Annotated in this window: 27 protein-coding genes; 21 read left to right on the forward strand and 6 right to left on the reverse strand. The window is 65.6% G+C overall.

Features of this window, described 5'->3' with window-relative positions:
• From E4L98_RS11050 to E4L98_RS11085, 8 genes are all read left to right on the forward strand, one after another.
• A partial coding sequence (locus tag E4L98_RS11050) for a flagellar hook-length control protein FliK (RefSeq protein WP_135201616.1) occupies positions 1-570 on the forward strand: 570 nt, incomplete at its 5' end.
• 17 nt (positions 571-587) lie between these two features.
• Positions 588-1,082, forward strand: a complete 495-nt coding sequence (locus tag E4L98_RS11055; protein WP_307722107.1) for a flagellar basal body-associated FliL family protein — start codon at positions 588-590, stop codon at positions 1,080-1,082.
• Positions 1,083-1,112: 30 nt separating this feature from the next.
• The gene (locus E4L98_RS11060; RefSeq protein ID WP_135201618.1) at positions 1,113-1,850 is read left to right on the forward strand and encodes a FliA/WhiG family RNA polymerase sigma factor; all 738 of its coding nucleotides are present in this window, start codon (positions 1,113-1,115) and stop codon (positions 1,848-1,850) included.
• A gap of 46 nt (positions 1,851-1,896) precedes the next feature.
• Complete coding sequence (motA, locus tag E4L98_RS11065) at positions 1,897-2,808, forward strand: flagellar motor stator protein MotA (RefSeq protein WP_135201619.1); 912 nt, start codon at positions 1,897-1,899, stop codon at positions 2,806-2,808.
• Positions 2,792-3,796 (forward strand): flagellar motor protein MotB, encoded by a 1,005-nt coding sequence (locus E4L98_RS11070; RefSeq protein ID WP_135201620.1) that lies wholly within the window; start codon positions 2,792-2,794, stop codon positions 3,794-3,796. Before motA ends, E4L98_RS11070 begins: the two co-directional genes overlap by 17 nt.
• Before the next feature lie 39 nt (positions 3,797-3,835).
• A complete protein-coding gene (flgM, locus tag E4L98_RS11075; protein WP_135201621.1) occupies positions 3,836-4,111 on the forward strand; it encodes a flagellar biosynthesis anti-sigma factor FlgM in 276 nt (91 codons plus the stop codon).
• 2 nt (positions 4,112-4,113) lie between these two features.
• The gene (flgN, locus tag E4L98_RS11080) at positions 4,114-4,542 is read left to right on the forward strand and encodes a flagellar export chaperone FlgN (RefSeq protein WP_229257354.1); all 429 of its coding nucleotides are present in this window, start codon (positions 4,114-4,116) and stop codon (positions 4,540-4,542) included.
• Positions 4,529-5,302, forward strand: a complete 774-nt coding sequence (locus E4L98_RS11085; RefSeq protein ID WP_135201622.1) for a glycoside hydrolase family 73 protein — start codon at positions 4,529-4,531, stop codon at positions 5,300-5,302. The genes flgN and E4L98_RS11085 overlap by 14 nt, the downstream gene beginning before the upstream one ends.
• On the opposite strand, the gene flgA is transcribed toward E4L98_RS11085, so the two are convergent.
• Positions 5,283-5,978: a flagellar basal body P-ring formation chaperone FlgA gene (flgA, locus tag E4L98_RS11090; RefSeq protein ID WP_229257355.1), complete on the reverse strand. Its 696-nt coding sequence runs from the start codon at positions 5,976-5,978 to the stop codon at positions 5,283-5,285. The genes E4L98_RS11085 and flgA overlap by 20 nt on opposite strands.
• A 128-nt stretch (positions 5,979-6,106) precedes the next feature.
• Between flgA and flgB the strand changes: the two genes are divergently transcribed.
• The 12 genes from flgB (at position 6,107) to E4L98_RS11150 (ending at position 16,086) form a co-directional block, all read left to right on the forward strand.
• The gene (flgB, locus tag E4L98_RS11095) at positions 6,107-6,469 is read left to right on the forward strand and encodes a flagellar basal body rod protein FlgB (protein ID WP_135201624.1); all 363 of its coding nucleotides are present in this window, start codon (positions 6,107-6,109) and stop codon (positions 6,467-6,469) included.
• 13 nt (positions 6,470-6,482) lie between these two features.
• On the forward strand, positions 6,483-6,905 hold the full coding sequence (flgC, locus tag E4L98_RS11100) for a flagellar basal body rod protein FlgC (RefSeq protein ID WP_135201625.1): 423 nt from the start codon (positions 6,483-6,485) through the stop codon (positions 6,903-6,905).
• 3 nt (positions 6,906-6,908) lie between these two features.
• Positions 6,909-7,580: a flagellar hook capping FlgD N-terminal domain-containing protein gene (locus tag E4L98_RS11105; protein WP_135201626.1), complete on the forward strand. Its 672-nt coding sequence runs from the start codon at positions 6,909-6,911 to the stop codon at positions 7,578-7,580.
• A gap of 14 nt (positions 7,581-7,594) precedes the next feature.
• Complete coding sequence (locus E4L98_RS11110; protein WP_135201627.1) at positions 7,595-8,848, forward strand: flagellar hook protein FlgE; 1,254 nt, start codon at positions 7,595-7,597, stop codon at positions 8,846-8,848.
• Between the two features lie 9 nt (positions 8,849-8,857).
• Positions 8,858-9,583 (forward strand): flagellar basal body rod protein FlgF, encoded by a 726-nt coding sequence (locus E4L98_RS11115; protein WP_135201628.1) that lies wholly within the window; start codon positions 8,858-8,860, stop codon positions 9,581-9,583.
• Positions 9,584-9,609: 26 nt separating this feature from the next.
• Complete coding sequence (flgG, locus tag E4L98_RS11120; RefSeq protein WP_167761314.1) at positions 9,610-10,401, forward strand: flagellar basal-body rod protein FlgG; 792 nt, start codon at positions 9,610-9,612, stop codon at positions 10,399-10,401.
• The gene (gene flgH / locus E4L98_RS11125; protein ID WP_135201629.1) at positions 10,401-11,072 is read left to right on the forward strand and encodes a flagellar basal body L-ring protein FlgH; all 672 of its coding nucleotides are present in this window, start codon (positions 10,401-10,403) and stop codon (positions 11,070-11,072) included. The genes flgG and flgH overlap by 1 nt, the downstream gene beginning before the upstream one ends.
• Positions 11,073-11,095: 23 nt before the next feature.
• The gene (locus tag E4L98_RS11130; protein ID WP_135201630.1) at positions 11,096-12,208 is read left to right on the forward strand and encodes a flagellar basal body P-ring protein FlgI; all 1,113 of its coding nucleotides are present in this window, start codon (positions 11,096-11,098) and stop codon (positions 12,206-12,208) included.
• Positions 12,209-12,217: 9 nt separating this feature from the next.
• On the forward strand, positions 12,218-12,646 hold the full coding sequence (locus E4L98_RS11135) for a rod-binding protein (protein ID WP_135201631.1): 429 nt from the start codon (positions 12,218-12,220) through the stop codon (positions 12,644-12,646).
• Positions 12,647-12,736: 90 nt separating this feature from the next.
• Entirely contained in the window at positions 12,737-14,107 is a 1,371-nt protein-coding gene (gene flgK, locus E4L98_RS11140) for a flagellar hook-associated protein FlgK (RefSeq protein ID WP_135201632.1), read from the forward strand.
• Positions 14,108-14,117: 10 nt separating this feature from the next.
• Positions 14,118-15,017, forward strand: a complete 900-nt coding sequence (gene flgL / locus E4L98_RS11145) for a flagellar hook-associated protein FlgL (RefSeq protein ID WP_135201633.1) — start codon at positions 14,118-14,120, stop codon at positions 15,015-15,017.
• 19 nt (positions 15,018-15,036) lie between these two features.
• The gene (locus tag E4L98_RS11150) at positions 15,037-16,086 is read left to right on the forward strand and encodes a hypothetical protein (RefSeq protein WP_135201634.1); all 1,050 of its coding nucleotides are present in this window, start codon (positions 15,037-15,039) and stop codon (positions 16,084-16,086) included.
• Here E4L98_RS11150 and E4L98_RS11155 read toward each other — a convergent pair.
• From E4L98_RS11155 to E4L98_RS11170, 4 genes are all read right to left on the reverse strand, one after another.
• Entirely contained in the window at positions 16,083-18,206 is a 2,124-nt protein-coding gene (locus E4L98_RS11155) for a putative bifunctional diguanylate cyclase/phosphodiesterase (protein ID WP_135201635.1), read from the reverse strand. The genes E4L98_RS11150 and E4L98_RS11155 overlap by 4 nt on opposite strands.
• Positions 18,207-18,267: 61 nt before the next feature.
• Positions 18,268-18,939 carry an amino acid ABC transporter permease gene (locus E4L98_RS11160; protein WP_135201636.1) on the reverse strand — a complete coding sequence of 224 codons (672 nt, stop codon included), beginning with the start codon at positions 18,937-18,939 and terminating at the stop codon, positions 18,268-18,270.
• Positions 18,940-18,941: 2 nt separating this feature from the next.
• Positions 18,942-19,736 carry a transporter substrate-binding domain-containing protein gene (locus E4L98_RS11165; protein ID WP_135201637.1) on the reverse strand — a complete coding sequence of 265 codons (795 nt, stop codon included), beginning with the start codon at positions 19,734-19,736 and terminating at the stop codon, positions 18,942-18,944.
• 23 nt (positions 19,737-19,759) lie between these two features.
• Positions 19,760-20,170 carry a hypothetical protein gene (locus E4L98_RS11170; RefSeq protein WP_135201638.1) on the reverse strand — a complete coding sequence of 137 codons (411 nt, stop codon included), beginning with the start codon at positions 20,168-20,170 and terminating at the stop codon, positions 19,760-19,762.
• Positions 20,171-20,218: 48 nt separating this feature from the next.
• Between E4L98_RS11170 and E4L98_RS11175 the strand changes: the two genes are divergently transcribed.
• Positions 20,219-20,410, forward strand: coding sequence for a DUF3460 family protein (locus E4L98_RS11175; protein ID WP_135201639.1), 192 nt, complete (start codon positions 20,219-20,221; stop codon positions 20,408-20,410).
• Here the strand turns inward: E4L98_RS11175 and E4L98_RS11180 are convergent.
• Positions 20,407-20,982 (reverse strand): YcbK family protein, encoded by a 576-nt coding sequence (locus E4L98_RS11180; protein WP_135201642.1) that lies wholly within the window; start codon positions 20,980-20,982, stop codon positions 20,407-20,409. The genes E4L98_RS11175 and E4L98_RS11180 overlap by 4 nt on opposite strands.
• Between the last annotated feature and the right edge of the window lie 5 nt (positions 20,983-20,987).

A 20,987-nucleotide genomic window follows, 5' to 3' on the forward strand; every position in this document is an offset into this window, starting at 1 on the left:
ACCGGCGCCAACCCGGCCGGTGCCGCGACCGCGACCGCCAGCAAGGAAGACAGCGGCAACCGCACCACCCTGAACAGCGGCAACCTCACCAGCTTCAGCGTCAGCCAGAGCGCGGCGCCGGTGGCCGGCCAGGCCGCCACCACCGTCAAGCTGGCCGGCGCGCCGGAACAGTGGCAGCAGCCGCTGCGCGACGCGCTGGGCGACCGCCTGCAGCTGCAGCTGCAGCGCAACAACGACCACGCGGTGATCCGCCTGGAACCGCCGAACATGGGCGCCATCGAAATCTCGATCCGCCACAGCGCCGGCGCGCTGCAGGTCAACCTGTCGGCCAACAACAGCGAGGTGGTGCGCCAGCTGAACACCATCAGCGATGGGGTGCGCCAGGACCTGAACAGCCGTCAGCAGTTCGCCGACGTGGCCGTGACCGTGTCGTCGTCGCGCGCCCAGGCCCAGGCCGACCAAAACGGCCAGGGCAACCGCCAGCAGCGCGAACAGGACGGCCGCGCGCCGGGCCGCGCGCTGGCCGAAGACGACACCACCGCCACCTTTGCCATGACCGACCGGGAGTAATCTGCTAAATGAAGAACATGAAACTCATCATCGCCTTTGTGCTGGCCCTGGTGGTCGGTGGAGCCATCGCCGGAGGCGCAGTGTGGTACATGTCCAAGGATAAAGGCGACGAGCACGCGGAAGAAACCGGCGCCAAGGGCGGCAAGGAGGCCAAGAAAAAGTCGGCCAAGAAGGAAGAGAAGAAATCGGAAGAACCGCCGAAGTACCTGACGGTCGACAAGGTCGTGATCATGCTCAAGCGTCAGCCCGGCGACACCCTGAGCCACTACCTGTCGGCCGACCTGGTGATCTCGACCGACGCCAAGCGCGAAAAGGAAACCAAGGAAAACCTGCCGATGCTGCGCAGCGTGGCGGTGCGCACCTTGTCCAACCTGCCGATGGCCACCGCGCAAGTGATGACCATCGACCAGTTTGCATCCGAACTGAACAAGGCTTTCGACGAGGCGTACGACAACGAAGGCCGCGAGAAGCCGTTTAACGAAGTCATGATCGGCAAACTCATCATTGAGTAGGTCGGCGGCATGAACACAAGTGGAGCGGGCATGGGATACGTAGAGCAATTTGCCGACACATATGCCGAGAGCTATGGCGAGCACGGCAACGCGCCGCTGACGCACAGCGTGGCCGACGAGCAAAAGCATCTGCTGGCGTATGCGCCGCTGGTCAAGCGCATCGTGCGCCAGCTGAATTCGCAGATCGCCGGCGCCATCGACCGCGACGACATGGAACAGATCGGCCTGATGGGCCTGCTGGAAGCGCTGCGCCGCTACGGCGAACCGGACGGCGCCTTCGGCAGCTATGCCAGCCTGCGCATCCGCGGCGCCATCCTCGACGAGCTGCGGCGCCAGGACTGGCGCCCGCGCGCGGTGCGCCAGCACAGCCACAAGCTGCGCGACGCGGTGCGCGCGCTGACCCGCAAGCTCGGCCGCGAGCCGACCGAGCACGAGATCATGAGCGGGCTGGAGCTCACCCCGGACGCCTACCAGGCGTATCTGATGGACGAGAACGCCGAGCTGATCGCCAGCTTCGACGAGGTGCTGCAGGAAACCGTCGGCAGCGACAGCGCGCCCAGCCCGGAAGAGCAGCTGGTGGTGCGGCGCAGCCTGGAACAGGCGCTGCGCGGCCTCGACGAGCGCGAGCAGCGCGTGGTGCAGATGTACTACGAGTTCGAGCTGAGCTACAAGGAAATCGCCGCCGTGCTGGACCTGACCGACGCCCGCGTCTGTCAGCTCAACAAGGCGGCGCTGAACAAAATGAAAGCAGTCTTGCAAAGCGCCTGAGCGCTGGCAACCGGATTAGAAAAATGACGCGGAAAGGCGAATCATCATGCAGCAAATAGTCGGCATCCTCATCGTTTTAGGCAGCGTCTTCGGCGGCTTCTTCCTGATGGGCGGCGCGTTCCATCAGATCTGGCAGCCGATCGAGCTGATCGTGATTGCCGGCTCGGGCCTGGGCGCGCTGGTGATCGGCAACCCCAGCCACGTGCTGAAGGAGCTGGGCACGCAGATCAAGAAGATCATGAAGAAAAAGTATGACTCGGAATTCCAGCGCCAGTTGCTGCTGCTGATGTACGAGCTGCTGCAGCTGGCAGCCGGCGGCCTGAAGGCGCTCGACGCCCACGTCGAGGCGCCCAAGGACAGCCCGCTGTTCCAGCGCTACCCGCGCGTGCTGGACGAGCCGAAACTGCTGGCCTTCATCGTCGACAACTTCCGCCTGATGGCGATGGGCAAGATCAACGCGCACGAGCTCGAGGGTGTGCTCGACCAGGAACTGGAAGCCATCCACACCGAGCAGGAACAGCCGGCCAAGTCGCTCAACAAGATCGGCGAGGCGATGCCGGGCTTCGGCATTCTGGCGGCGGTGCTGGGCATCGTGATCACCATGAACACCGTCAGCGAGGGCGCGACCTCGGGCGAGATCGCCGAACACGTGGGCGCGGCCATGGTCGGCACCTTCATCGGTATTTTCTTCTGCTACGGCCTGATCGACCCGCTGTGCAACATGCTCAAGCAGCTGGTCAACTCGGAGGCGGCCAACAAGGAAACCGTCAAGGTGGTGCTGGTCACGCACGTGGCCGGCAAACCGCCGCTGCTGGCGATCGACGCCGGGCGCCGCCTGGTGCAGCTGAACATCAAGCCGAGCTTCGCGCAGCTGGAGCGCTGGATCAACGATCTGGAAGGCCGCGACAGCGAACCTTCCGACTCGGGACGCGGAGGCCGTGGTGCTAAAGCCGCATGACAAGGCGCATGACCAGACCATCGTCAAGCGCGGTGGCGGCAAGCACAAGCACGACGACCACGGCGGCGCCTGGAAGGTGGCGTTCGCCGACTTCTGTCTGGCGCTGATGTGTTTGTTCCTGGTGCTGTGGCTGATGGCGGCGCGTAACACCGAGTCGCTGCAACAGATCCTCACCGAGGCTGACGGCGCCAAGACCGACCAGGGCAAGGGCGTGATGCCCGAGCAGGTGGGCGGCCCGCGCGGCAGCCTGATCGACCGCTTCCCCATGCCGCACACCGGCAGCACCGAGCAGGAAGGCGACAAAAAGGCCAGCGCCGAGCAGACCGACGTCCCGGCCCAGCCGACCTCCAAGGTCAAGTACGACACGCCGGACGACCTGGCCGCGCTGTCGCGCGCGCTGACCAAGATGAGCGCCGAGGCCGGCCTGTCGAGCAACCTCGAATCGATCGTCACGCCCTACGGCCTGCGCGTGATGCTGCACGACACCGACCGCCAGGGCATGTTCGTGCGCGGCAGCGCGGTGCCGACCGACAAGTTCCGCGCGCTGCTGCGCAAGATGGGGCCGCTGTTCGCGCAGATGGACAACCAGATGCTGATCGTCGGCCACACCGATTCGCTGCAGTATGCCGACACCAGCTACGCGGCGTTTTCCAACTGGACCTTGTCGTCCAACCGCGCCATGTCGGCGCGGGCCCAGCTGCTGGCCGGTGGCATGAACCGCGAGTCGGTGCTGCAGGTGGTGGGCATGGCCGACCGCGCGCCGCTGGACACCAAGCGCGCCGACGCCGGCGTCAACCGCCGCATCGAGCTGCTGATTTTGACCACGGCCCAGGCCAAGACCATCTCCACCATGTTCGGCATGCCGGACGCCGCCAATCCGCTGAACCACGATGTCGACACCGCCCTGCCCGACGCCACGCTGCTGCAGCAGCTGCGCAGCAAGCTCGGCGGCGACAGTCCGCTGCGTGATCCGCGCCGTAACAAATAAGACATTCGCATGGAAACCAAGGCAACCAGAGGTACACGTATGAGAATCCCGAGTTCGAGCCCGGACGGCATGGCCGTCCAGCGTGTGGCAGACACCGCGCCGGCCGAGGCGGCGGAAGCGGTCGCGCCCGCCGCCACCGCGGCGCCGCTGCAATCGGCGGTGATGCAGCCGGCCTTGCAGGCCATGAAACAGATGCCGGAAATCGACCAGGAAAAGGTCGACATGCTGCGCGACGCGCTGGCCAAGGGCGAGCTGCCGTTCGATCCGGCCAAGCTGGCCGGCCTGATCCAGCGCTTCCACGGGAGCGAGAAGTGATCGTGAGCACCCTGCCGCGCCAGGACGCCATGCGTCAGCTGCTGGCCGGCATCGCCGACGACCTGCAGGCCTACGCCCAGCTGTACGAGCTGTTGCAACAACAATTCCAGGCCGCGCTGCGCCACAAGGCGGCCGAACTGGCCGCCGCGGCCGAGGCTATCTCTTCGCTAGTTGACGTCATGCAGCAACGCCGCGCGCTGCGCGTGGCGCTGGTGCAACGTTTAGTTGGTCCCTCTGGCAATATGCTGCAAGCTTTTGCCTTGCTGAAAAATGCGGCACGCGAGAAAATGGAGGCTGACTGGAAAACGCTGGAACTCGCCGTCCTTGAGTGCAAGCGTTTGAGCAAACGCAACGGCGATTTGCTCGTTGAGCAATACAGCATCATGCAGCGCGTGCTGCATGGCGAGGAGCAGATTTATGCGCCAGCTTAGTGGCATGCAGGCAACTGCGCCCACAGCCGCAACCGTATCGAACATGAGCGCCAGCCGGCCGACGCCGGGCCTGGGCAGTGCCGCCACGACTGGCGGCTTCAGCGTGTCCATGCAACAGATCCAGAACGATGTGGCCAGCTTCATCGCCAACGGCGGCGGCGGCTTCGCGGCCGAGGCGCCCGCCGCGCAGAGCATGAGCCTGCAAGCCCTGGCGCTGCTGCGCGGCCAGGGCGTGATCGGCGACGTGCCGGATCAGCAAGGCAGCACCACGGATGAGCAGCAGCAGTTCCTGGCGTCGATCAAGCCCTGGGCCGAAGACGCCGCCGGCAAACTGGGCGTGGCGCCGGAACTGGTGGCCGCCCACGCGGCGCTGGAATCGGGCTGGGGCAAGCAGCCGCTGCGCAACGGCACCGCCAGCAGCAACAACCTGTTCGGCGTCAAAGCCGGCGGCGGCTGGCAGGGCGAGGTGGCGCTGGCCCGGACCACCGAATACGAACAGGGCGCGATGCTGAAGAAAACCGAGCGTTTCCGCAGCTATCCGGACGCCGCCAGCGCATTCCGCGATTACGCCGATCTGCTGAGCAGCAATCCGCGCTACCAGGCCGCGTTGAACGCCGGCACCGATGCGCACGCCTTCGCCAGCGGTCTGGCCAAGGCCGGTTATGCAACCGACCCGCACTACGCGGACAAATTGAGCAAGCTGGCCACCCGTTTGCAACGCAGCGGGGGCCTCGGCAGTATCACTGCGACGGAGAATTGATGGGCATGCCCAATGGCTCGACGGTAGCCATGCCGGTCACGCGGGCGCGGATCACCGTGCCGCTGGCGTTGCGCACGCGCACCGTGGTGCCCTTGGCGCCGGCGTCGAGCGCCTCGCCGGCCATGCTGACTTCAATGTCCTCGCGCTTGGCGACGATGCGCACCGGGTCGCCGCGCTTGACCAGGGTCGGCGCGCTCAGCAGCGATTTGCGCAATATTTCGCCGGCGCGCAGGGTACGCTTGGCCGACATGCCCACCGCTTCGCCGACATCGCTGATGCTGTCGGGCAGGCCGGAGATGTCGTGGCGCTCCAGCAACACATCTTCGTCTGTCAGAACTTTACCAGGCGAAATGTCCGTGGCAACCATGGCAATGCGCGCGGAGACGCTGGCGCGCACGATGAATTCGTACCGCCAGCCGTTGGGGCCGGCACAGGTGGCAAGGAAGCGCATGCGGCTGGGCAGCCGTGTATCGGCGCCCTCCACTCGGACCGACTGGCCGCAGGCCGCCAGCGGCCGGGTGCCGGGCACCACCGCCACGGTGAATTGCGGCTCGACCAGGCCGCTCGATTCAGTCCAGCGGGTCAGGTGCTCGCGCGCCGCGGCCTCGACCAAACCGGGCACTTGCTCGGCGGCGACCGGCGCGGCGACAGCAGAAAAGTGGGTGCAGAGCAGCAACAAGCCGCCTAAACCAGTTACAATACTTTTGTTGAACATGGGCAATACCTCTACTATGATGCCGGACGATGGCAGCGGCGTCATTTTACATGGCCGTCAGACGTGTTTTACAGAAACAGGAGAATAAGATGGGCATCAATTTCAAAGACATCTCCGGCGTCCACGGCGACGCGCTGGCGCTGCGCGCCGAACGCACCAAGATTCTCGCTTCCAACATTGCCAATGAAAACACGCCCGGCTTTCAGGCCCAGGACATGGACTTCGCGGCGGCCATGGCGAATGTGCAGGCCGAGTCCGGCGGCGAGCTCGGCGACGGCGGCGAAAGCCAGCTGATGTACCGTGTGCCCTACCACCCCACGCGCGACGGCAACACCGTGGAAATCGGCGTCGAACAGGCCGCGTTTTCGCAGAACGCCACCGATTTCCAGACCAGCCTGACCTTTTTGAACCTGAAGTTCAAGGGTCTTGCCAAAGCCATCAACGGCCAGTGATCCAGGAGCATTTATGTCCTTCAAAAACATTTCGGAGATCGCCGGCTCGGCCATGAACGCCCAGTCGGTGCGCCTGAATACCATCGCCAGTAACCTCGCCAACGCCGATTCCGTGGCCGGCACCGAGGGCGACACCTACCGCGCGCGCAAGCCGGTGTTCGCCGCCGTGATGAGCGACGGCGTCAACGGCATGAACAGCGCCGGCGGCAAGGTGCAGGTGCTGGACGTGGTCGAGTCGGCCGAGCCGCTGCGCCAGGTTTACGAGCCGGGCAACCCGATGGCCAATGCCGACGGCATGGTGTTTTATCCCAACGTCAACCAGGTGGCCGAGATGACCGACATGATGTCGGCCTCGCGCGCCTTCGAGACCAATGTAGAAGTCCTCGGCCGCATCCGCACGATGCAGCAGTCCCTCCTTAAACTCGGCGAAGGCTAAGTCATGAGCGTCAGTCTCCTCAACAACAATTCCAGCAGTTCGTCGGCGAATTCGGGCACCAGCGTGCTCGGCAACAGCGCCAGCGACACCTCGACCATGTTCACCAAGCTGCTGGTGGCGCAGATCCAGAACCAGGACCCGCTGTCGCCCACCGATCCGGCGCAGTTCGTGCAGCAGCTGACCCAGCTGTCGCAGACCGAATCGCTGCAGAGCCTGACCAACATCACCACCGCCAGCGCCAGCGCGCTGTCCAGCCTGCAGGTGATGGCGCTGGGCGCGCAGGTCGGTTCCGATCTGGTGGTGACCACCAAGACCGTACAGCTGGACGGCACGACCAAGGTCAGCGGCAAGACCACGCTGGAAGCGTCCAGCACCGACACCAACGTGGTGCTGACCGGCAGCGACGGTGTGGCGCACAAGGTACCGCTGGGCGTACAGGCGCCGGGCGCGGTCGACTTCACCATCGATCCGGCCAAGCTGGGCCTGAAAGCCGACAATTACACCATCAGCGTCAGCACCAGCAGCAAGGAATCGCCGACGGTCGAAATCCAGGGCCGCCTGAACAGCGTGCGCCTGGCGTCCGACGGCACCGTCAAGCTGAACATCGCCAACATCGGCGAGACCGGTTCGGACGCACTCACCGCCTTTGCCGGCAAAACTTCCACCAGCCTCTAAGAAGGGATACCACCATGAGTTTTGATATCGCATTGTCTGGCATCCAGGCCATCAACGACGCACTCGACACCACCAGCCACAACATTGCCAACGCCGGCACCTATGGCTTCAAGTCCAGCCGCGCCAACTTCTCGTCGCTGGTGGCGGGCTCGCAAGTCACCGGCGTGCAGGTCGGTTCGGTCACCCAGTCGATCGGCCTGCAGGGCGGCATCCTGAACACCGGCCTGGCGCTGGATGCCTCGATCAACGGCCGCGGCTTCTTCATGGCGCGCGACGCCAGCACCGGCGAAACCCAGTACACCCGCGTCGGCATTTTCGACGCCTCCAAGGACGGCTTCCTGGTCGACGCGTCCGGCCGCAAGGTGCAGGGTTACACGGTCAATCCGGCCACCGGCAAGGCCACCAGCGCCCCCGGCGATATCGCCATCCAGACCGGCTCCATCCCGGCTGTGGCATCGCAGAAAAACCCCTACGTCGGCAATATGTCGGCCGACTGGAAGGTGACGAAAACCGCCTGGGATGATGCGGCCGTCACGCCGGCCACGCCGCCCGACAGCGACACCTTCACCCACTCCAGCTCGTCGTACATCTACGATACGCTGGGCGGCAAGCATACCCTGACCCAATATTTCGCCCGCACCGACGACGGCTCCGGCCCCAATGGTGTGCCCGGCTCGGTCGACGTCCACTATGTGCTGGACGGCGCCGTGGTGGGCAGCGCCAAGCTGGTGTTCGACAGCACCGGCCAGATGACCGCCGATCCGACCAATGGTTTTACCGTGCCGCTGGCGCTGGCCGCGCTGCCGACCGGCAATGCCGGCACGTTCAATGACGTGAGCATCGATTACACCGGCACCACCGGCTTTGCCGGCGAAGGCGTGACCACCAAGAACGCCGCCGACGGCTACGCGTCCGGCACCTACAATGGTCTGAGCCTGGGCAAGGATGGTTCCATCATCGCCAGTTATTCGAACGACCAGAAGCAGACGATCGGCCGGCTGGCCATCGCCACCTTCCCGGACGAGGGCGCACTGACCCAGATCAGCGACACCAGCTGGGTCGCCTCGCAGAGCTCCGGCGAGGCGCTGGTCAACGCGCCGGGCGAAGGCCTGGGCGGCACCATCAACGTCGCCACGCTGGAGCAGTCCAACGTCGACATCACCTCGGAACTGGTGGGTCTGATGACTTCGCAGCGCAACTACCAGGCAAACTCCAAGGTGATCCAGACCGAGAGCACCATGCTGCAATCGCTGATGCAAGCGATCTAAGGCGACTGAATGGATGCGCTGATCTACACGGCGATGAGCGGGGCCGAACGGGCCCTGCGCGCACAACAGGTGCACGCCAACAACCTGGCCAACGTCGACACCGGCGGCTTCCGGGCCAACATGGAACTGTCGGCCGCGCAATCGGTCAACGGCTACGGCTACGACGACCGCCACATGTCGCAGCTGCAGGCCAACGCCGTCTCGACCCGCCAGGGCACGGTGCGCCCGACCGGCCGCGACCTCGACGTCGCCGTCAACGGCCCCGGCTTCCTGACCGTGGACGGCCCGACCGGCGAAGCCTATACCCGCGCCGGCAACATGACGCTGGATGAAAACGGCACCCTGCGCATCAACGGCAACCCGGTGCTGGGCGAAGGCGGTCAGATCACGGTGCCCGAATATACCCGCATCGACATCGGCGCCGACGGCACCATCTCGATCCAGGCGCCGGGCACCACCATCATGCAGCCGATCGACAAGCTGCGCCTGGTCAAGGCCGAAGGCTCGGAACTGACCAAGAACGAAGCCGGCCTGCTGGTCGCGCGCGACGGCCAGCCGCTGGCCACCGATCCGACCGTGACCGTGCGTCCCGGCCACCTGGAAGGCAGCAATGTCTCGGCGGTGGAGGAAATGGTGGCCACCATGAGCCAGAGCCGCACGTTTGAAATACAGATGAAACTGTTCAAGGCCAGCGACGACATGGCCGACGCAGGAAATCGCCTGGTCGGCGGCTAAGCCGGTCACACTACAGGAGAGACATCATGAATCCAGCAATGTGGATCAGCAAGACCGGCGTGCAGGCGCAGGACCAGAAACTGCAGACCATCGCCAACAACCTGGCCAACGCCAACACCGTCGGCTTCAAGCGCGACCGCGTGGTGTTCGAGGACCTGTTCTACACCGTGGAACAGCAGCCGGGCGCACAGCGCGCCGACAACAACACGCTGGCGCCGTCCGGCGTGCAGCTCGGCAACGGCGTGCACATGGTCGGCACGCAAAAGGTGTTCTCGCAGGGCGTGTTGCAAACCACCGGCCGCGACATGGACATTTCGGTGATGGGCAACGGCTTCCTGACCGTGCGTCAGCCGGACGGCACCAATGCCTACACCCGCGCCGGCCAGCTGCAGGTGGACGCCAACGGCATCCTGATCAACGCCCAGGGCTTGCCGCTGGTGCCGCAGATCACCGTGCCGGCCAACGCCACCGCCATCACCATCGGCGAAGACGGCACCGTGTCGGTCAAGGTGGCCGACAACGTCGCGCTGCAACAGATCGGCCAGCTGACCCTGACCAGCTTCATCAACCCCACCGGCCTGCTGGCCCTGGGCGAGAACCTGTACGCCGAAACCCCGTCCAGCGGCACCCCGACCGAAGGCGTGCCGGGCACCGCGCAATGGGGCAAGATCAAGCAGGGCACGCTGGAAGGCTCCAACGTGCAGGTGGTGGAAGAGATGGTCGACATGATCGCCGCCCAGCGCACCTACGAGATGAACACCAAGGTCTTGTCGGCGGCCGACAACATGCTGCAATACCTGTCGCAGGCGGCACGCTGATGAAAGCCCCTGCCCTGCTGTCGGCACTGCTGGCGGCGTTGAGCCTGGCCGGCTGCGCCCAGCTGCAGCCGCCGCCGGTCCGTCTCGGTCCGATCGACGAACCGCCGCCGGTGGCGCGCAACAACGGGCCGCGCGGGACCTCGGGCGGTGTGTTCAGCAACGAGGCGCCCATGTCGCTGACCTCGGACAGCCGTGCCTTCCGCATCGGCGACGTGGTGACCATCAACCTGCAGGAAACCACCCAGGCCAGCAAGAAGGCCGGCACCAGCTATTCCAAGAATTCGGCCGACAACATCAACGCGCCGAATATTCTGGGCAAGAGCTTCGGCAAGGCCGCCGTCGGCCTGGGCGCGTCCAACACCTTTGCCGGCGACGCCACCAGCACCCAGCAGAACGCGCTGAGCGGCGCCATCACCGTGATCGTGCAGGAAGTGCTGCCCAACGGCCTGCTGCGCGTGTCCGGTGAAAAAACCCTGACCCTGAACAATGGCGAGGAATTCGTCCGCCTGCGCGGTTACCTGCGCGCGGCCGACATCGACGCCGACAACCAGGTGTCGTCGCAACGCATCGCCAACGCCCGCATCGCCTACTCGGCGCAGGGCACGCTGGCCGATTCCCAGCAGCCGGGTTGGCTGTCGCGCTTTTTCAACGGCCCACTGATGCCGTTCTGAGTTTGAGAGAGACGGGTGCTCCCATGAATTTCCGCAAGCTGATCGCTTTGCCCCTGATCGCCAGCCTGGCGTTCGGCGCCGCCCTGCCGGCGCACGCCGCGCAGGTACTGCGCAACCTGGTCGCCATCGAAGGCGTGCGCGACAACCCGCTGGTCGGTTACGGCCTGGTGGTCGGCCTGAACGGCAGCGGCGACTCGACCCAGGTCAAGTTTTCCAGCCAGTCGGTAATCAACATGCTCAAGCAGTTCGGCGTCAAGGTGCCGGACGGCACCGACGCCAAGTCCAAGAACGTGGCCACCGTGATGGTGTCGGCGGTGTTCCCGTCCGGCTACCGCAAGGGCCAGCCGATCGACGTGGTGGTGTCGTCCATGGGCGACGCCAAGAGCCTGCGCGGCGGCGCCCTGCTGCTGACGCCGCTGCGCGCGGCCGACGGCGAAGTGTACGCGCTGGCCCAGGGCAACGTGGTGGTGGGCGGTTTCAGCGCCCAGGGCAAGTCCGGCTCGTCGATCACGGTGAATACGCCGACCTCGGGCCGCATCCCGAGCGGCGCCAACATCGAGCGCGAGATCCCGACCGATTTCACCAGCAAGCCAACGGTGCGGCTGTCGCTGCGCCATCCGCATTTCCAGACCGCCATCAACATCGTCGATTCGATCAACAAGCGCTTTGGCGACATCGCCACCGCCAGCGACGCCACCAGCGTCGACGTGGTGGCGCCCACCAACCCGACCCAGCGCGTGGCCTTCATGGCCAAGCTGGAAGCGATGAACGTCGACGTCGGCGAGGATGCGCCGAAAGTGGTGTTCAACTCGCGCACCGGCACGGTGGTGATCGCCGAGGGCTTGCGCGTGCGCGCGGCGGCCGTCACCCACGGCTCGCTGAAGGTGGTGATTTCCGAATCGACCAAGGTCAGCCAGCCGAACGCGCTGGCCGGCGGCCAGACCGTGGCCTCGCCGCAATCGCAGATTTCGGCCGACCAGGGCCGCGCCGAGATGTTCCAGTGGCCGGCCGGCGCCAAGCTGCAATCGATCATCGACGTGGTCAACAGCCTGGGCGCCACGCCCGACGACATCATGGCGATCCTGCAGGCGCTCGACCAGGCCGGCGCCATCGAAGGCGAACTGGTGGTCATTTAAGGAGCGCGCATGGACTACGACACCTCGCAATTCAATCCGGCGCGGCTGCTGGCCAAGGGCACCGCGGGCCAGCTCAACGGCACGGCGGTGGCGCCCGCCCCGGCCCAGCCCGGCGACACGGTGGACCCGGCCTACCGCGCCAAGGCCACCGAGGCGGCGGTCAAGTTCGAGAGTTTCTTCATCGGCCACATGCTGCACCAGATGCGCGAGGGCGTGAAAACCCTGGCCGCCGACGACAGCCCGAGCAAGGACCGCATCAACGACGACATGCTGGACATGGCCGACAACCTGGTGGCCGACCAGCTGGCCGGGCGCCGCGCGTTCGGCGTGGCCGACGCCATCCTGCGCCAGCTGCTGCCGCAGCCGGCGGCGCCGGCCGCGCCGGTTAAAGTTTCTGAAACGCAAAATTTGCAGCCGCCGCTTAATTCTTCCCTGTAAGCGGTCGCCCCTTACTGATATCGGACTTGTGGACGTGCTCAGAAGCAACGAGCCATCGGTCCCCGGCCTTCACCAGGAAAGACCCGCAACATGACCCTGATTTACAACGCATTGTCCGGCGCCGTGGCCGCCCAGGCTGCCCTGAACACGGTCAGCCAGAATATTGCCAACTCGCAGACCAAGGGTTACACCCGCCAGGGCGTGCTGTTGCAAACCTCGACGGCCGGCGCCAGCAACATCAATCCGGGCAATGGCGTGCAGATCGGTTCGCTGCTGCGTTTCAGCGACTCCTACAAGCTGCAGCAGATGTGGCGCGCGAATTCCGAACTGGGCGCGCATAGCCAGACCCAGCCTTACCTGACCGCGCTCGAAACCATCATGAGCGACGACAAGTCCAGCATCAGCTATGCGATGGACAATTTCTTCAAGGCGCTGAACGCCGCCGCCACCGATCCGACCTCGACGCCCTATCGCCAGGCCGTGATCACCAACGCCGATTCGCTGTCGCAGCAGTTCAACAGCATTTACAACGCCACCGCCAACCAGCTGATTTCGATCCAGCAGCAGCAAACGGCCATCCTGCCGTCGCTGAACGAATCGCTGCAGGGTATCGCCGATCTCAACAAGCAGATCCTCAACGTCGGCGCCAACGGCACGAACACTTCGGCGCTGCAGGACAAGCGCGAGCAACTGATCGACAGCGTCGCCGGCCAGGTCGCAGTGCAAGTCATTAATAATCCAGACGGCACCGCCTCGGTGTCGCTGAAGTCGGGCCAGCCGTTGGTGCTGGCCGACACCGCCGCCAGCCTATCCTACGTGACCGCGAATAGCGCCCGGACGCTGACCGCCAGGTTCAACAATTCCAATTTCCAGCTCGACGACACCAAGGTCGGCGGTCAGTTGGGTGGCCTGGGCGATTACCGCGACAATACCCTGCAGCCGCTGCAGACCTCGATTGCCGAGATGGCGCAGCAGATGTCGCAAAAGATCAACGACCAGCTGGGCGCCGGCTTCAAGAGCGACGGCACGCCCGGCACCCCGCTGTTCCAGTTCAATCCGGCCAGCGCCACCGGCCTGCTGGAAGTGAGCGACGGCTTCGTCGCCGGCGACCTGGCGTTTTCCAGCGACGGCACGCCGGGCGACAGCGGCAACCTGAGCCTGCTGGTCGGCATCAAGAGCCAGAACATCACGCTGAGCTCACTGGGCGACGTCCAGCTGGGCGACGCCGATACCCAGCTGGTCGGTCAGCTGGGCATCAAGAGCCAGCAGAACCAGTCGCAGCTGGCCACCGCCACCACCATCCGCAGCCAGTCGGAGGACGACTGGAAATCGACCAGCGCCGTCAACACCGACGAGGAAGGCATCAACCTGGTGGAATTCCAGAATATGTACCAGGCCAACATGAAGGTGATTGCCGTCGCCAACACCCTGTTCGACGCCACCCTGCAGATGTTCGGCTAAGGAGAACCGCATGCGCATTGCCACCAGCCAGTTCCAGTCCATCATGACGCGCAGTCTGAGCGACAATCAGAGCATGATTGCCTCGCTGACCGCGCGCATCGCCAGCCAGAAGGCGATCCAGGTGCCGTCCGACGATCCGGTCACCGCGGTGCGCCTGTCGCGCCTGAACCGCGAGGAAGCCATCGTCGGCCAGTACCGCGAGAACATCGCCTCGCTGAAAATCCGCCTGTCGACCAACGAGACCTATATGCAGAGCATGGTCAACGACATCACCGAGGTGCACGACCTGATGGTCTGGGCCGCGGACGGCGGCAACACCGGCGACGACCTGAATTCCATGGTCAACTCGCTGACCTCGCTGCGCGACAGCCTGCTGTATGCCGCCAACCAGAAAGACCAGGAAGGCCGCTATGTGTTTTCCGGTACCCTGACCGATACCGCGCCCATGCAGGACAACGGCGACGGCACCTACTCGTACGTCGGCAACGGCAACGATCAGAAGGCCGTGGTCGGCAATGGCATCTCGCAGACCATCAATGAGAACGTCGATGGCCTGCAGGATTTTCTGACCAAGCTGACCACCACCATCAACGCCCTGTCGGTGCCCGGCGTGTCGCCATCCGATCCGGCCCTGCGCGCCGCCATCACCGACACCATGGATGGCGCCAGCAGCGCCTCGGACTTGATGGCCGGCAAGATTGCCAAGCTGGGCGGTGCCCAGAACGTGATGGAAACCCTGGATGGCAACCACGCCAACGTTAGCCTGTCCAACCAGAGCGCGATCCTGGACCTGGGTTCGCTGGACATGGGCCAGGCCGTCACCGAGCTGGATGGTTATAATCTGGCGCTGCAGGCGTCGTACAAGGCGTATGCCAAGATCAGCAATCTGTCCCTGTTCAACATCCTGTAACCTTTAATCTGCCCCGCGTATGCAAATCCCGTCGACCTCCGTTCCTCCGGTAATCGTGCCGGGCGCCAATGCCGGCAATGCCACGGCGGTGGACGGCACCGCGCTGGGGTTGAATGGCGAAAACGCCGCCACGGCGACGCCGGTCAACCCGACGCCGACCTCGGCGGCGCCATTGCGCCGCGGCCTGAACAACTGGGACCAGCCGCTGCAAGGCGACATCTCGGGCGCCCAGCAGGCGCTCGATTTCCTCGAACAGAGCGCGGCCCAGCTGCGCAACCTGAAGGCCGACATCAGTGCGCGCCTGGCCAGCCGCCAGCGCTCGGACGGCACGCTGGAGGCGCGCGTGCGCCAGTTCAGCAACAGCTGGCGCAACCGCGGCAGCGCCTCCGGCGGCACGCTGGACGCCGGCCTGAAATTCAGCAGCAAGGGCAGCAGCAACACCACCTTCAGCGTGCGCGGCATGAATTTGGCCAACCTGCGCAACGGCGGCCGCGAAGTGCTGGCGATCGCGGTCGGCGGCGGTCAGAACGTGCGCTCGGTGGTGCTGGAGCCGGGCCTGTCCGACGCCCAGATCGCCCAGCGCTTCGACGAGGCGCTGGCGCCGGCCGGCGTGCGCGCCGCGCTCGGCGACGACGGCCAGCTCGAATTCTCCACCCCGGAAGCGCAATGGGCCACGGTGCGCGACACCCTGGCGGTGCAGGGCAACGGCACCCGCTTCCCGTCCGGCCAGCTGAACCGCGTCAAGGCCGAGGCCGATCCAGCGGCGGTCGATCCCGACAGCTGGCAGACCGCCGACGCCGACGGCCTGCGCGCCACGCTGCAACAGGTGGTGCAGGCGCTGGCCAAGGTCGAACAATCGATCGCCTCGGTGCACCAGGCGCTGAACCAGGTGGCCGCGCGCGTGCAGAAGGCCAGCGCATCCACCGGCAAGGGCGGCATGGAGCAGGTGGCGCAGAATTTCGTCTCCACCACCAGCAAGCCCGGCTACCAGTCGCTGCTGTCGATCACCTCGGCGCTGGCCGGCATCAGCCGCGAGCGCGTGATCTCGCTGCTGGCCCTGCGCAATTAATGTAGCAGGCTGACGCCGCGCCGCGCCAGCACCGCCATCTCGGCCGCCGGCAAGGCGCCCGCATACACATAGCCCTGCGCGAAATCGCAGCCGGCCATCGCCAGCAGGCCGCTTTGCGCGGCGGTTTCCACCCCTTCCGCCACCACCCGCAGGCCCAGCTTGTGGGCCATGACGATCAGCGCCTCGCACATCGCCAGGTCGCCGCTGTCGTTGGCCAGGTGGCGGATGAAGCTGTGGTCGAGCTTGAGCACGTCGATACCGAAATGCTTGAGATGCGACAGCGACGAATAGCCGGTGCCGAAGTTGTCCAGCGCCACCTGCACGCCCATCTCGCGCAACTCGCGCAGGCGTTCGCTGCCGGGATTGCCCGTGTCCAGCAATACGCCCTCGGCGATTTCGATCAGCATGCTGCGCGGCGCCAGCCCCAGCCGCGAGGCGTGCTGCAGCCAGCCGACATACAGCGCGGTGTCGCCGCGCAGCTGGGCCGGCGACTGGTTGATGCTGACCTGAAAGCCGGCGCCGAGCTCGTCCTGCCACTGGCGCGCCTGGCGCGCGGCTTGACGGAACACCCAGTCGCCGATCTCGATCATCAGGCCGCCCGCTTCGGCGTGCGGCAGGAATTCGGCCGGCGCCAGCAGCCCGCGCTGCGGATGGCGCCAGCGCAGCAGCGCCTCGGCGCGCTCCACCTTGCCGGTCTTGAGGTTGACGATCGGCTGGTAATGCAGTTCCAGCTGCTCGCGCGCCAGCGCCGCGCGCAACTCCTGCGCCACCTGGCGGCGCGCCTGGGCCGCCTGCTGCAGATCCGGCGTGAAATAGCTGTAGCGGTTGCGGCCGCCATGCTTGGCCGCGTACATGGCCTGATCGGCCTGGCGCAGCAGCCCGTCCGGCTCGGCGGCGTCGTCGGGGAACAGGGCGATGCCGATGCTGGCCGAGATCGACGGCTGCGCCGGGCCCAGCGCAAACGGCCGGTTCAGCAGGTTCAGCATGCCCTGGACGATGCGGTCGACGCCCTCGGCGCGCGCCAGGCCGGACAGCAGCACGATGAATTCATCGCCGCCCAGCCGCGCCACCGTGTCGGTGGCGCGCACGCAGGCGCTGATGCGGCGCGCCGCCTCGACCAGCAGGGCGTCGCCGTGTTCGTGGCCGAGGGTGTCGTTGACGGCCTTGAAACCGTCCAGATCGATGAACAGCAGCGCCAGCTGCTGGCCGGCGCGGCGCGCCTTCCTGATTTCCTGCGCCAGCCGGTCCTGGAACATGTGGCGGTTGGGCAGCGCGGTCAGGGCGTCGAAATTCGCCTGCTGCCAGACCAGCTCGGCCGAGGCGCGGCTGGCGGTGATGTCGCTGACCAGCGCCAGCGCGCCGCGGTAGCCGCCGTCCTGGTCGAAGATCGGATTGCTGGCCAGCGTGGCCCACAGCTCGGCGCCATCCTTGCGGATGAACTTGAATTCGTGGCGCTCGGCCACGCCCTGGCGCCGGCGCGCGATGTTGCGCTCGAGCAGGGCGCGGCCCTCGCCATCCATGAACGCCACCAGCGGCTGTTCCAGCATCTCTTCGATGCTGTAGCCCAGCATGCGCGCCATCTTGGGATTGACGAAGCTGGTACGGGCGGCGGCGTCGATTTCCCAGATGCCCTCCTCGGCATTGTGGACGATGCGGCGGAAGCGCTCCTCGCTGCGCTCCAGCGCTTCCAGCTTGCCCTCGGCCGGTTCCAGCACCACGCGGATGGCCTGACCGCCGGGGTCGGCGCTGGCGCGCAGCGTGACCGGGAAGCCGGGCGGATGGTGCGGGCGCTGCAGTTGCAAATTGCAGGCGACCGGCTCGGCGCTGCCGGCGGCATGCTGCAACAGGCCGTCGAAATCGTCGTGGAAGCGCGGCGCCACGAACTGGCGGAAGGCGGCGCGTTCGGGGTTGGTGCGCTCCAGGCCCAGCTGGTCGGCGCCGACCACGTTCATCTGCAGGATGGTGGTGTCGCGCGCCAGCAGGAAATAGCCGACCGGCGCCAGCAGCCAGGCATCGTGGAACCAGGCGGGTTCGGCGCGGAACTCCACCGGCGTCTGCCCTTCCATGGCGCTCGCCAGCATGCCCAGCCCGGCCGGTTGCGTGTGCACAGTCGTCTCCATACACCCCCTTCTCTGATGTCATCAGACTAACATCAGCGCCCGGGGATGTCGAGCAAACAACTTAGCGGTGCCCGTGCGCGCGGTTCAGGCGTTGTTCGGCGCGCCGCTGCAGCGCTTCGAACAGCAGGCTCAGCATCCAATAGATCAGCGCGGCGGCGAGGTACAGCGGCAGCGGCTGGAAGGTGGTGGAAATCACTTCCTTGGTCGCCAGCATGAGTTCTGTCAGGGTGATCACCGACACCAGCGAGGTGTCCTTGATCAGGCTGATCAGGGTATTGCTCATGGCTGGCACCGCCACCCGCAGCGCCTGCGGCAGCACCACGTGGCGCAGCGTGGCCCAGTAGCCCAGGCCCAGGCTGTAGCTGGCCGCCCACTGCCCCTTGCTGACGGCGGCAATCGCGCCGCGCAGGCTCTCGGACAGGAAAGCGCCCGAATTCAGGCTCAGCGCCAGGATGCCGGCGGTCACCGGCGTGAATTCGATGCCGACGCTGGGCAGGCCGTAATAAATCACGAACATTTGCACCAGCAGCGGCGTGCCGCGCATCAGGCTGACATAGAGATTGGCCGGCCAGGTCAGCACGCGGTATGGCAGCATGCGCAGCACCGCCACCGGGAAGGCGATCAGCATGCCGCCGACCATCGCCGCCAGCGCGAACAGCACCGTGTAAGCGGCGCCGCGCAGCATCACCGGCGCGGCTTCGCGCAGCAAGTCCAGCAACTCAGACCACGCCATGCTTACGGCGCCCTGCTGACGTCAACGCCGAACCACTTGAGCGAGATGGCTTTCAGGCTGCCGTCGGCGGCGGCGTCGGCCAGCGCCTTGTCGATGGCCTGCTTGAATTGCGGATTATGCTTCTGGAACGGGATGCCCATGCGCTCGACCGCGCCGACCTGGGCGCCTGCCTTGATCGGCAGTTTCGAGATCTTCAGCAGATAGGCCGACATCAGGCTGTCGTTCAGCGCCGCGTCGATGCGGCCCGAAGCCAGGTCGGACATGGTGTCCGGCGCAGCCGCATAACTGCGGATCTCGATGCCGGGCACGGCCTTGGCCTGCTGCTCGTAGACGCTGCCCTGCCCCACGCCCAGCTTCTTGCCCTTCAGATCGGCCAGCGTCTTGTAGGCGGCGGTCTCGTTCTTGCGCACGATCAGCTGCGGAATCGAATAGATATACGGCACGGAAAAATCGAAGGCTTGCTCGCGCTTGGGATTGATGCCGACCTGGGACACGATGACGTCATACTTGTTGGCCGCCAACCCGGCCAGGATGCTGGCCCATTCGCTGGTGACGAACTCGGCTTTGACGCCGAGCTTGCCGGCGATCAGGCGCGCCACGTCGACGTCGTAACCGGCCAGTTCGCCGTTCTTCTCGCGGTAGTTGAAAGGCGGATACGTCCCCTCCAGCGCCACCTTGAGCGTGCCGCGCGCCTTGACGGTGCCCAGCAGGTCGGCCGCCATGGCCGGCAGCGCGAGGGAGAAAGACAGCGCCAGCGCCGCCGGGGCCAGCTTGAACATGAAATCGCGTTTGTGCATGAATTTCCTTTTTATTATCGAGGCTACCAGGCGCCCATGCGGCGGCGCACGCCGAAGTCATGGCCGACCACCAGCATGGAACTGGCGATCAGACCGCTCAGTCCTATCATCAGCTGCACCAGCTTATCGTCGGGCAGCACCCACAAACGTCCGGGCGGGGGTTCGCTGACGCACGCGGCAGCCATGATCAGGGGCGCCACCCACGCCGCTTCGGACGTAACATCCAATATCACCGCGCCGTCCTGGGTGGTCTGCAGATAAATCTCGCCGCCCTCGGCCAGCGTGAAACACACGCCATAGCCGGTTTCATGCTTGCCGATGTGCTGCTGCATGGCCTGGTTATGTTCCTCGATCCACAATTCCACGTCGGCGGGCGTTTCCAGTCCGCTCCACGGTACGGGGCGGAAACGTGGCGGCTCCTGATTGTCTTGCATAGCGATCCTTGATTGAGCAAGCCGCCAGTGTAATCGAAAGGAGAAGGAATGATGAAGACCAAGCGTTATGTTTCGGAATTCGAACAATTCATGGATGGCTTCCTGCGCCAGCATCCCGAGGTCGGACGCGACCAGCAGCTGGGCTGGCGCATCTGGTGGGAGCGCCCGGTCAGCATGCGCCAGGTGGACAGCGAAAGCGCCGCCAACAGCGCAACCCGGCGCTCCTACTACTACGACTAGCCCTTCCAGGTGCGCTGCAGGCCGGTGTCGGCGTGGATCCAGCCGCCTTTCGGGCCGGCGCGGTAATAAAAACCGACGCCGCCCTGGCGGAAACTCTTGACCAAACCGCCGAGCACCTCGGCATTCAGGTTGGCGATGCGGATGTCGGCCGCGCGGCCGACCATGTGCAGCGACTGGCGCGCGGCCGGCACGCCGGCTTCGCGCAGCTTCTGGTTGGAGGCCGGCGTGCGGTAGCCGGAAAGAATCTCCAGCGGCGCATCGATGCCGTAACGCTGCACGAACGCCTGGGTGCCCCACAGCGTCTCGAACAGCTTGGGATCGATCAGGTGGGTTTCCTTGCCGTTGACGTCGCGCAGGATGTGGCACAGATCCTGGTAAGCCGATTCGATGATCTCGCCATCTTTCCAGTACAGCAGCTTGGCGCGCTCGCCGCTTTGCGGCCGTATCACCGACAGGGTGCGTGGGCGCAGCCAGAATTCCAGGTCCAGCGCCTGGGCGTCGAAGATATCGGGCGGCGGCTCCATCGCGCCGGCCATGCCGGACGGCGCCGGCTGATCGGCCGCGCGCGGCATCTCGG

The organism is Duganella callida, assembly GCF_004614165.1.
GTDB classification, from domain to species: Bacteria; Pseudomonadota; Gammaproteobacteria; order Burkholderiales; family Burkholderiaceae_D; genus Rugamonas; species Rugamonas callida.

What these genes read in the sequence shown, in the direction of transcription:
- E4L98_RS11135 (WP_135201631.1), top strand. Translation starts at nt 12,218, where the DNA reads ATGGACTACGACACCTCGCAATTCAATCCGGCGCGGCTGCTGGCCAAG.
- E4L98_RS11105 (WP_135201626.1), top strand. Translation starts at nt 6,909, where the DNA reads ATGAGCGTCAGTCTCCTCAACAACAATTCCAGCAGTTCGTCGGCGAAT.
- E4L98_RS11170 (WP_135201638.1), bottom strand. Translation starts at nt 20,170, where the DNA reads ATGCAAGACAATCAGGAGCCGCCACGTTTCCGCCCCGTACCGTGGAGC.
- motA (WP_135201619.1), top strand. Translation starts at nt 1,897, where the DNA reads ATGCAGCAAATAGTCGGCATCCTCATCGTTTTAGGCAGCGTCTTCGGC.
- E4L98_RS11060 (WP_135201618.1), top strand. Translation starts at nt 1,113, where the DNA reads ATGGGATACGTAGAGCAATTTGCCGACACATATGCCGAGAGCTATGGC.
- E4L98_RS11160 (WP_135201636.1), bottom strand. Translation starts at nt 18,939, where the DNA reads ATGGCGTGGTCTGAGTTGCTGGACTTGCTGCGCGAAGCCGCGCCGGTG.
- E4L98_RS11085 (WP_135201622.1), top strand. Translation starts at nt 4,529, where the DNA reads ATGCGCCAGCTTAGTGGCATGCAGGCAACTGCGCCCACAGCCGCAACC.
- E4L98_RS11155 (WP_135201635.1), bottom strand. Translation starts at nt 18,206, where the DNA reads ATGGAGACGACTGTGCACACGCAACCGGCCGGGCTGGGCATGCTGGCG.
- E4L98_RS11115 (WP_135201628.1), top strand. Translation starts at nt 8,858, where the DNA reads ATGGATGCGCTGATCTACACGGCGATGAGCGGGGCCGAACGGGCCCTG.
- E4L98_RS11130 (WP_135201630.1), top strand. Translation starts at nt 11,096, where the DNA reads ATGAATTTCCGCAAGCTGATCGCTTTGCCCCTGATCGCCAGCCTGGCG.
- E4L98_RS11110 (WP_135201627.1), top strand. Translation starts at nt 7,595, where the DNA reads ATGAGTTTTGATATCGCATTGTCTGGCATCCAGGCCATCAACGACGCA.
- flgC (WP_135201625.1), top strand. Translation starts at nt 6,483, where the DNA reads ATGTCCTTCAAAAACATTTCGGAGATCGCCGGCTCGGCCATGAACGCC.
- flgG (WP_167761314.1), top strand. Translation starts at nt 9,610, where the DNA reads ATGAATCCAGCAATGTGGATCAGCAAGACCGGCGTGCAGGCGCAGGAC.
- flgL (WP_135201633.1), top strand. Translation starts at nt 14,118, where the DNA reads ATGCGCATTGCCACCAGCCAGTTCCAGTCCATCATGACGCGCAGTCTG.
- E4L98_RS11180 (WP_135201642.1), bottom strand. Translation starts at nt 20,982, where the DNA reads ATGCCGCGCGCGGCCGATCAGCCGGCGCCGTCCGGCATGGCCGGCGCG.
- flgH (WP_135201629.1), top strand. Translation starts at nt 10,401, where the DNA reads ATGAAAGCCCCTGCCCTGCTGTCGGCACTGCTGGCGGCGTTGAGCCTG.
- E4L98_RS11150 (WP_135201634.1), top strand. Translation starts at nt 15,037, where the DNA reads ATGCAAATCCCGTCGACCTCCGTTCCTCCGGTAATCGTGCCGGGCGCC.
- E4L98_RS11175 (WP_135201639.1), top strand. Translation starts at nt 20,219, where the DNA reads ATGATGAAGACCAAGCGTTATGTTTCGGAATTCGAACAATTCATGGAT.
- E4L98_RS11165 (WP_135201637.1), bottom strand. Translation starts at nt 19,736, where the DNA reads ATGCACAAACGCGATTTCATGTTCAAGCTGGCCCCGGCGGCGCTGGCG.
- flgK (WP_135201632.1), top strand. Translation starts at nt 12,737, where the DNA reads ATGACCCTGATTTACAACGCATTGTCCGGCGCCGTGGCCGCCCAGGCT.
- flgB (WP_135201624.1), top strand. Translation starts at nt 6,107, where the DNA reads ATGGGCATCAATTTCAAAGACATCTCCGGCGTCCACGGCGACGCGCTG.
- E4L98_RS11055 (WP_307722107.1), top strand. Translation starts at nt 588, where the DNA reads ATGAAACTCATCATCGCCTTTGTGCTGGCCCTGGTGGTCGGTGGAGCC.
- flgM (WP_135201621.1), top strand. Translation starts at nt 3,836, where the DNA reads ATGAGAATCCCGAGTTCGAGCCCGGACGGCATGGCCGTCCAGCGTGTG.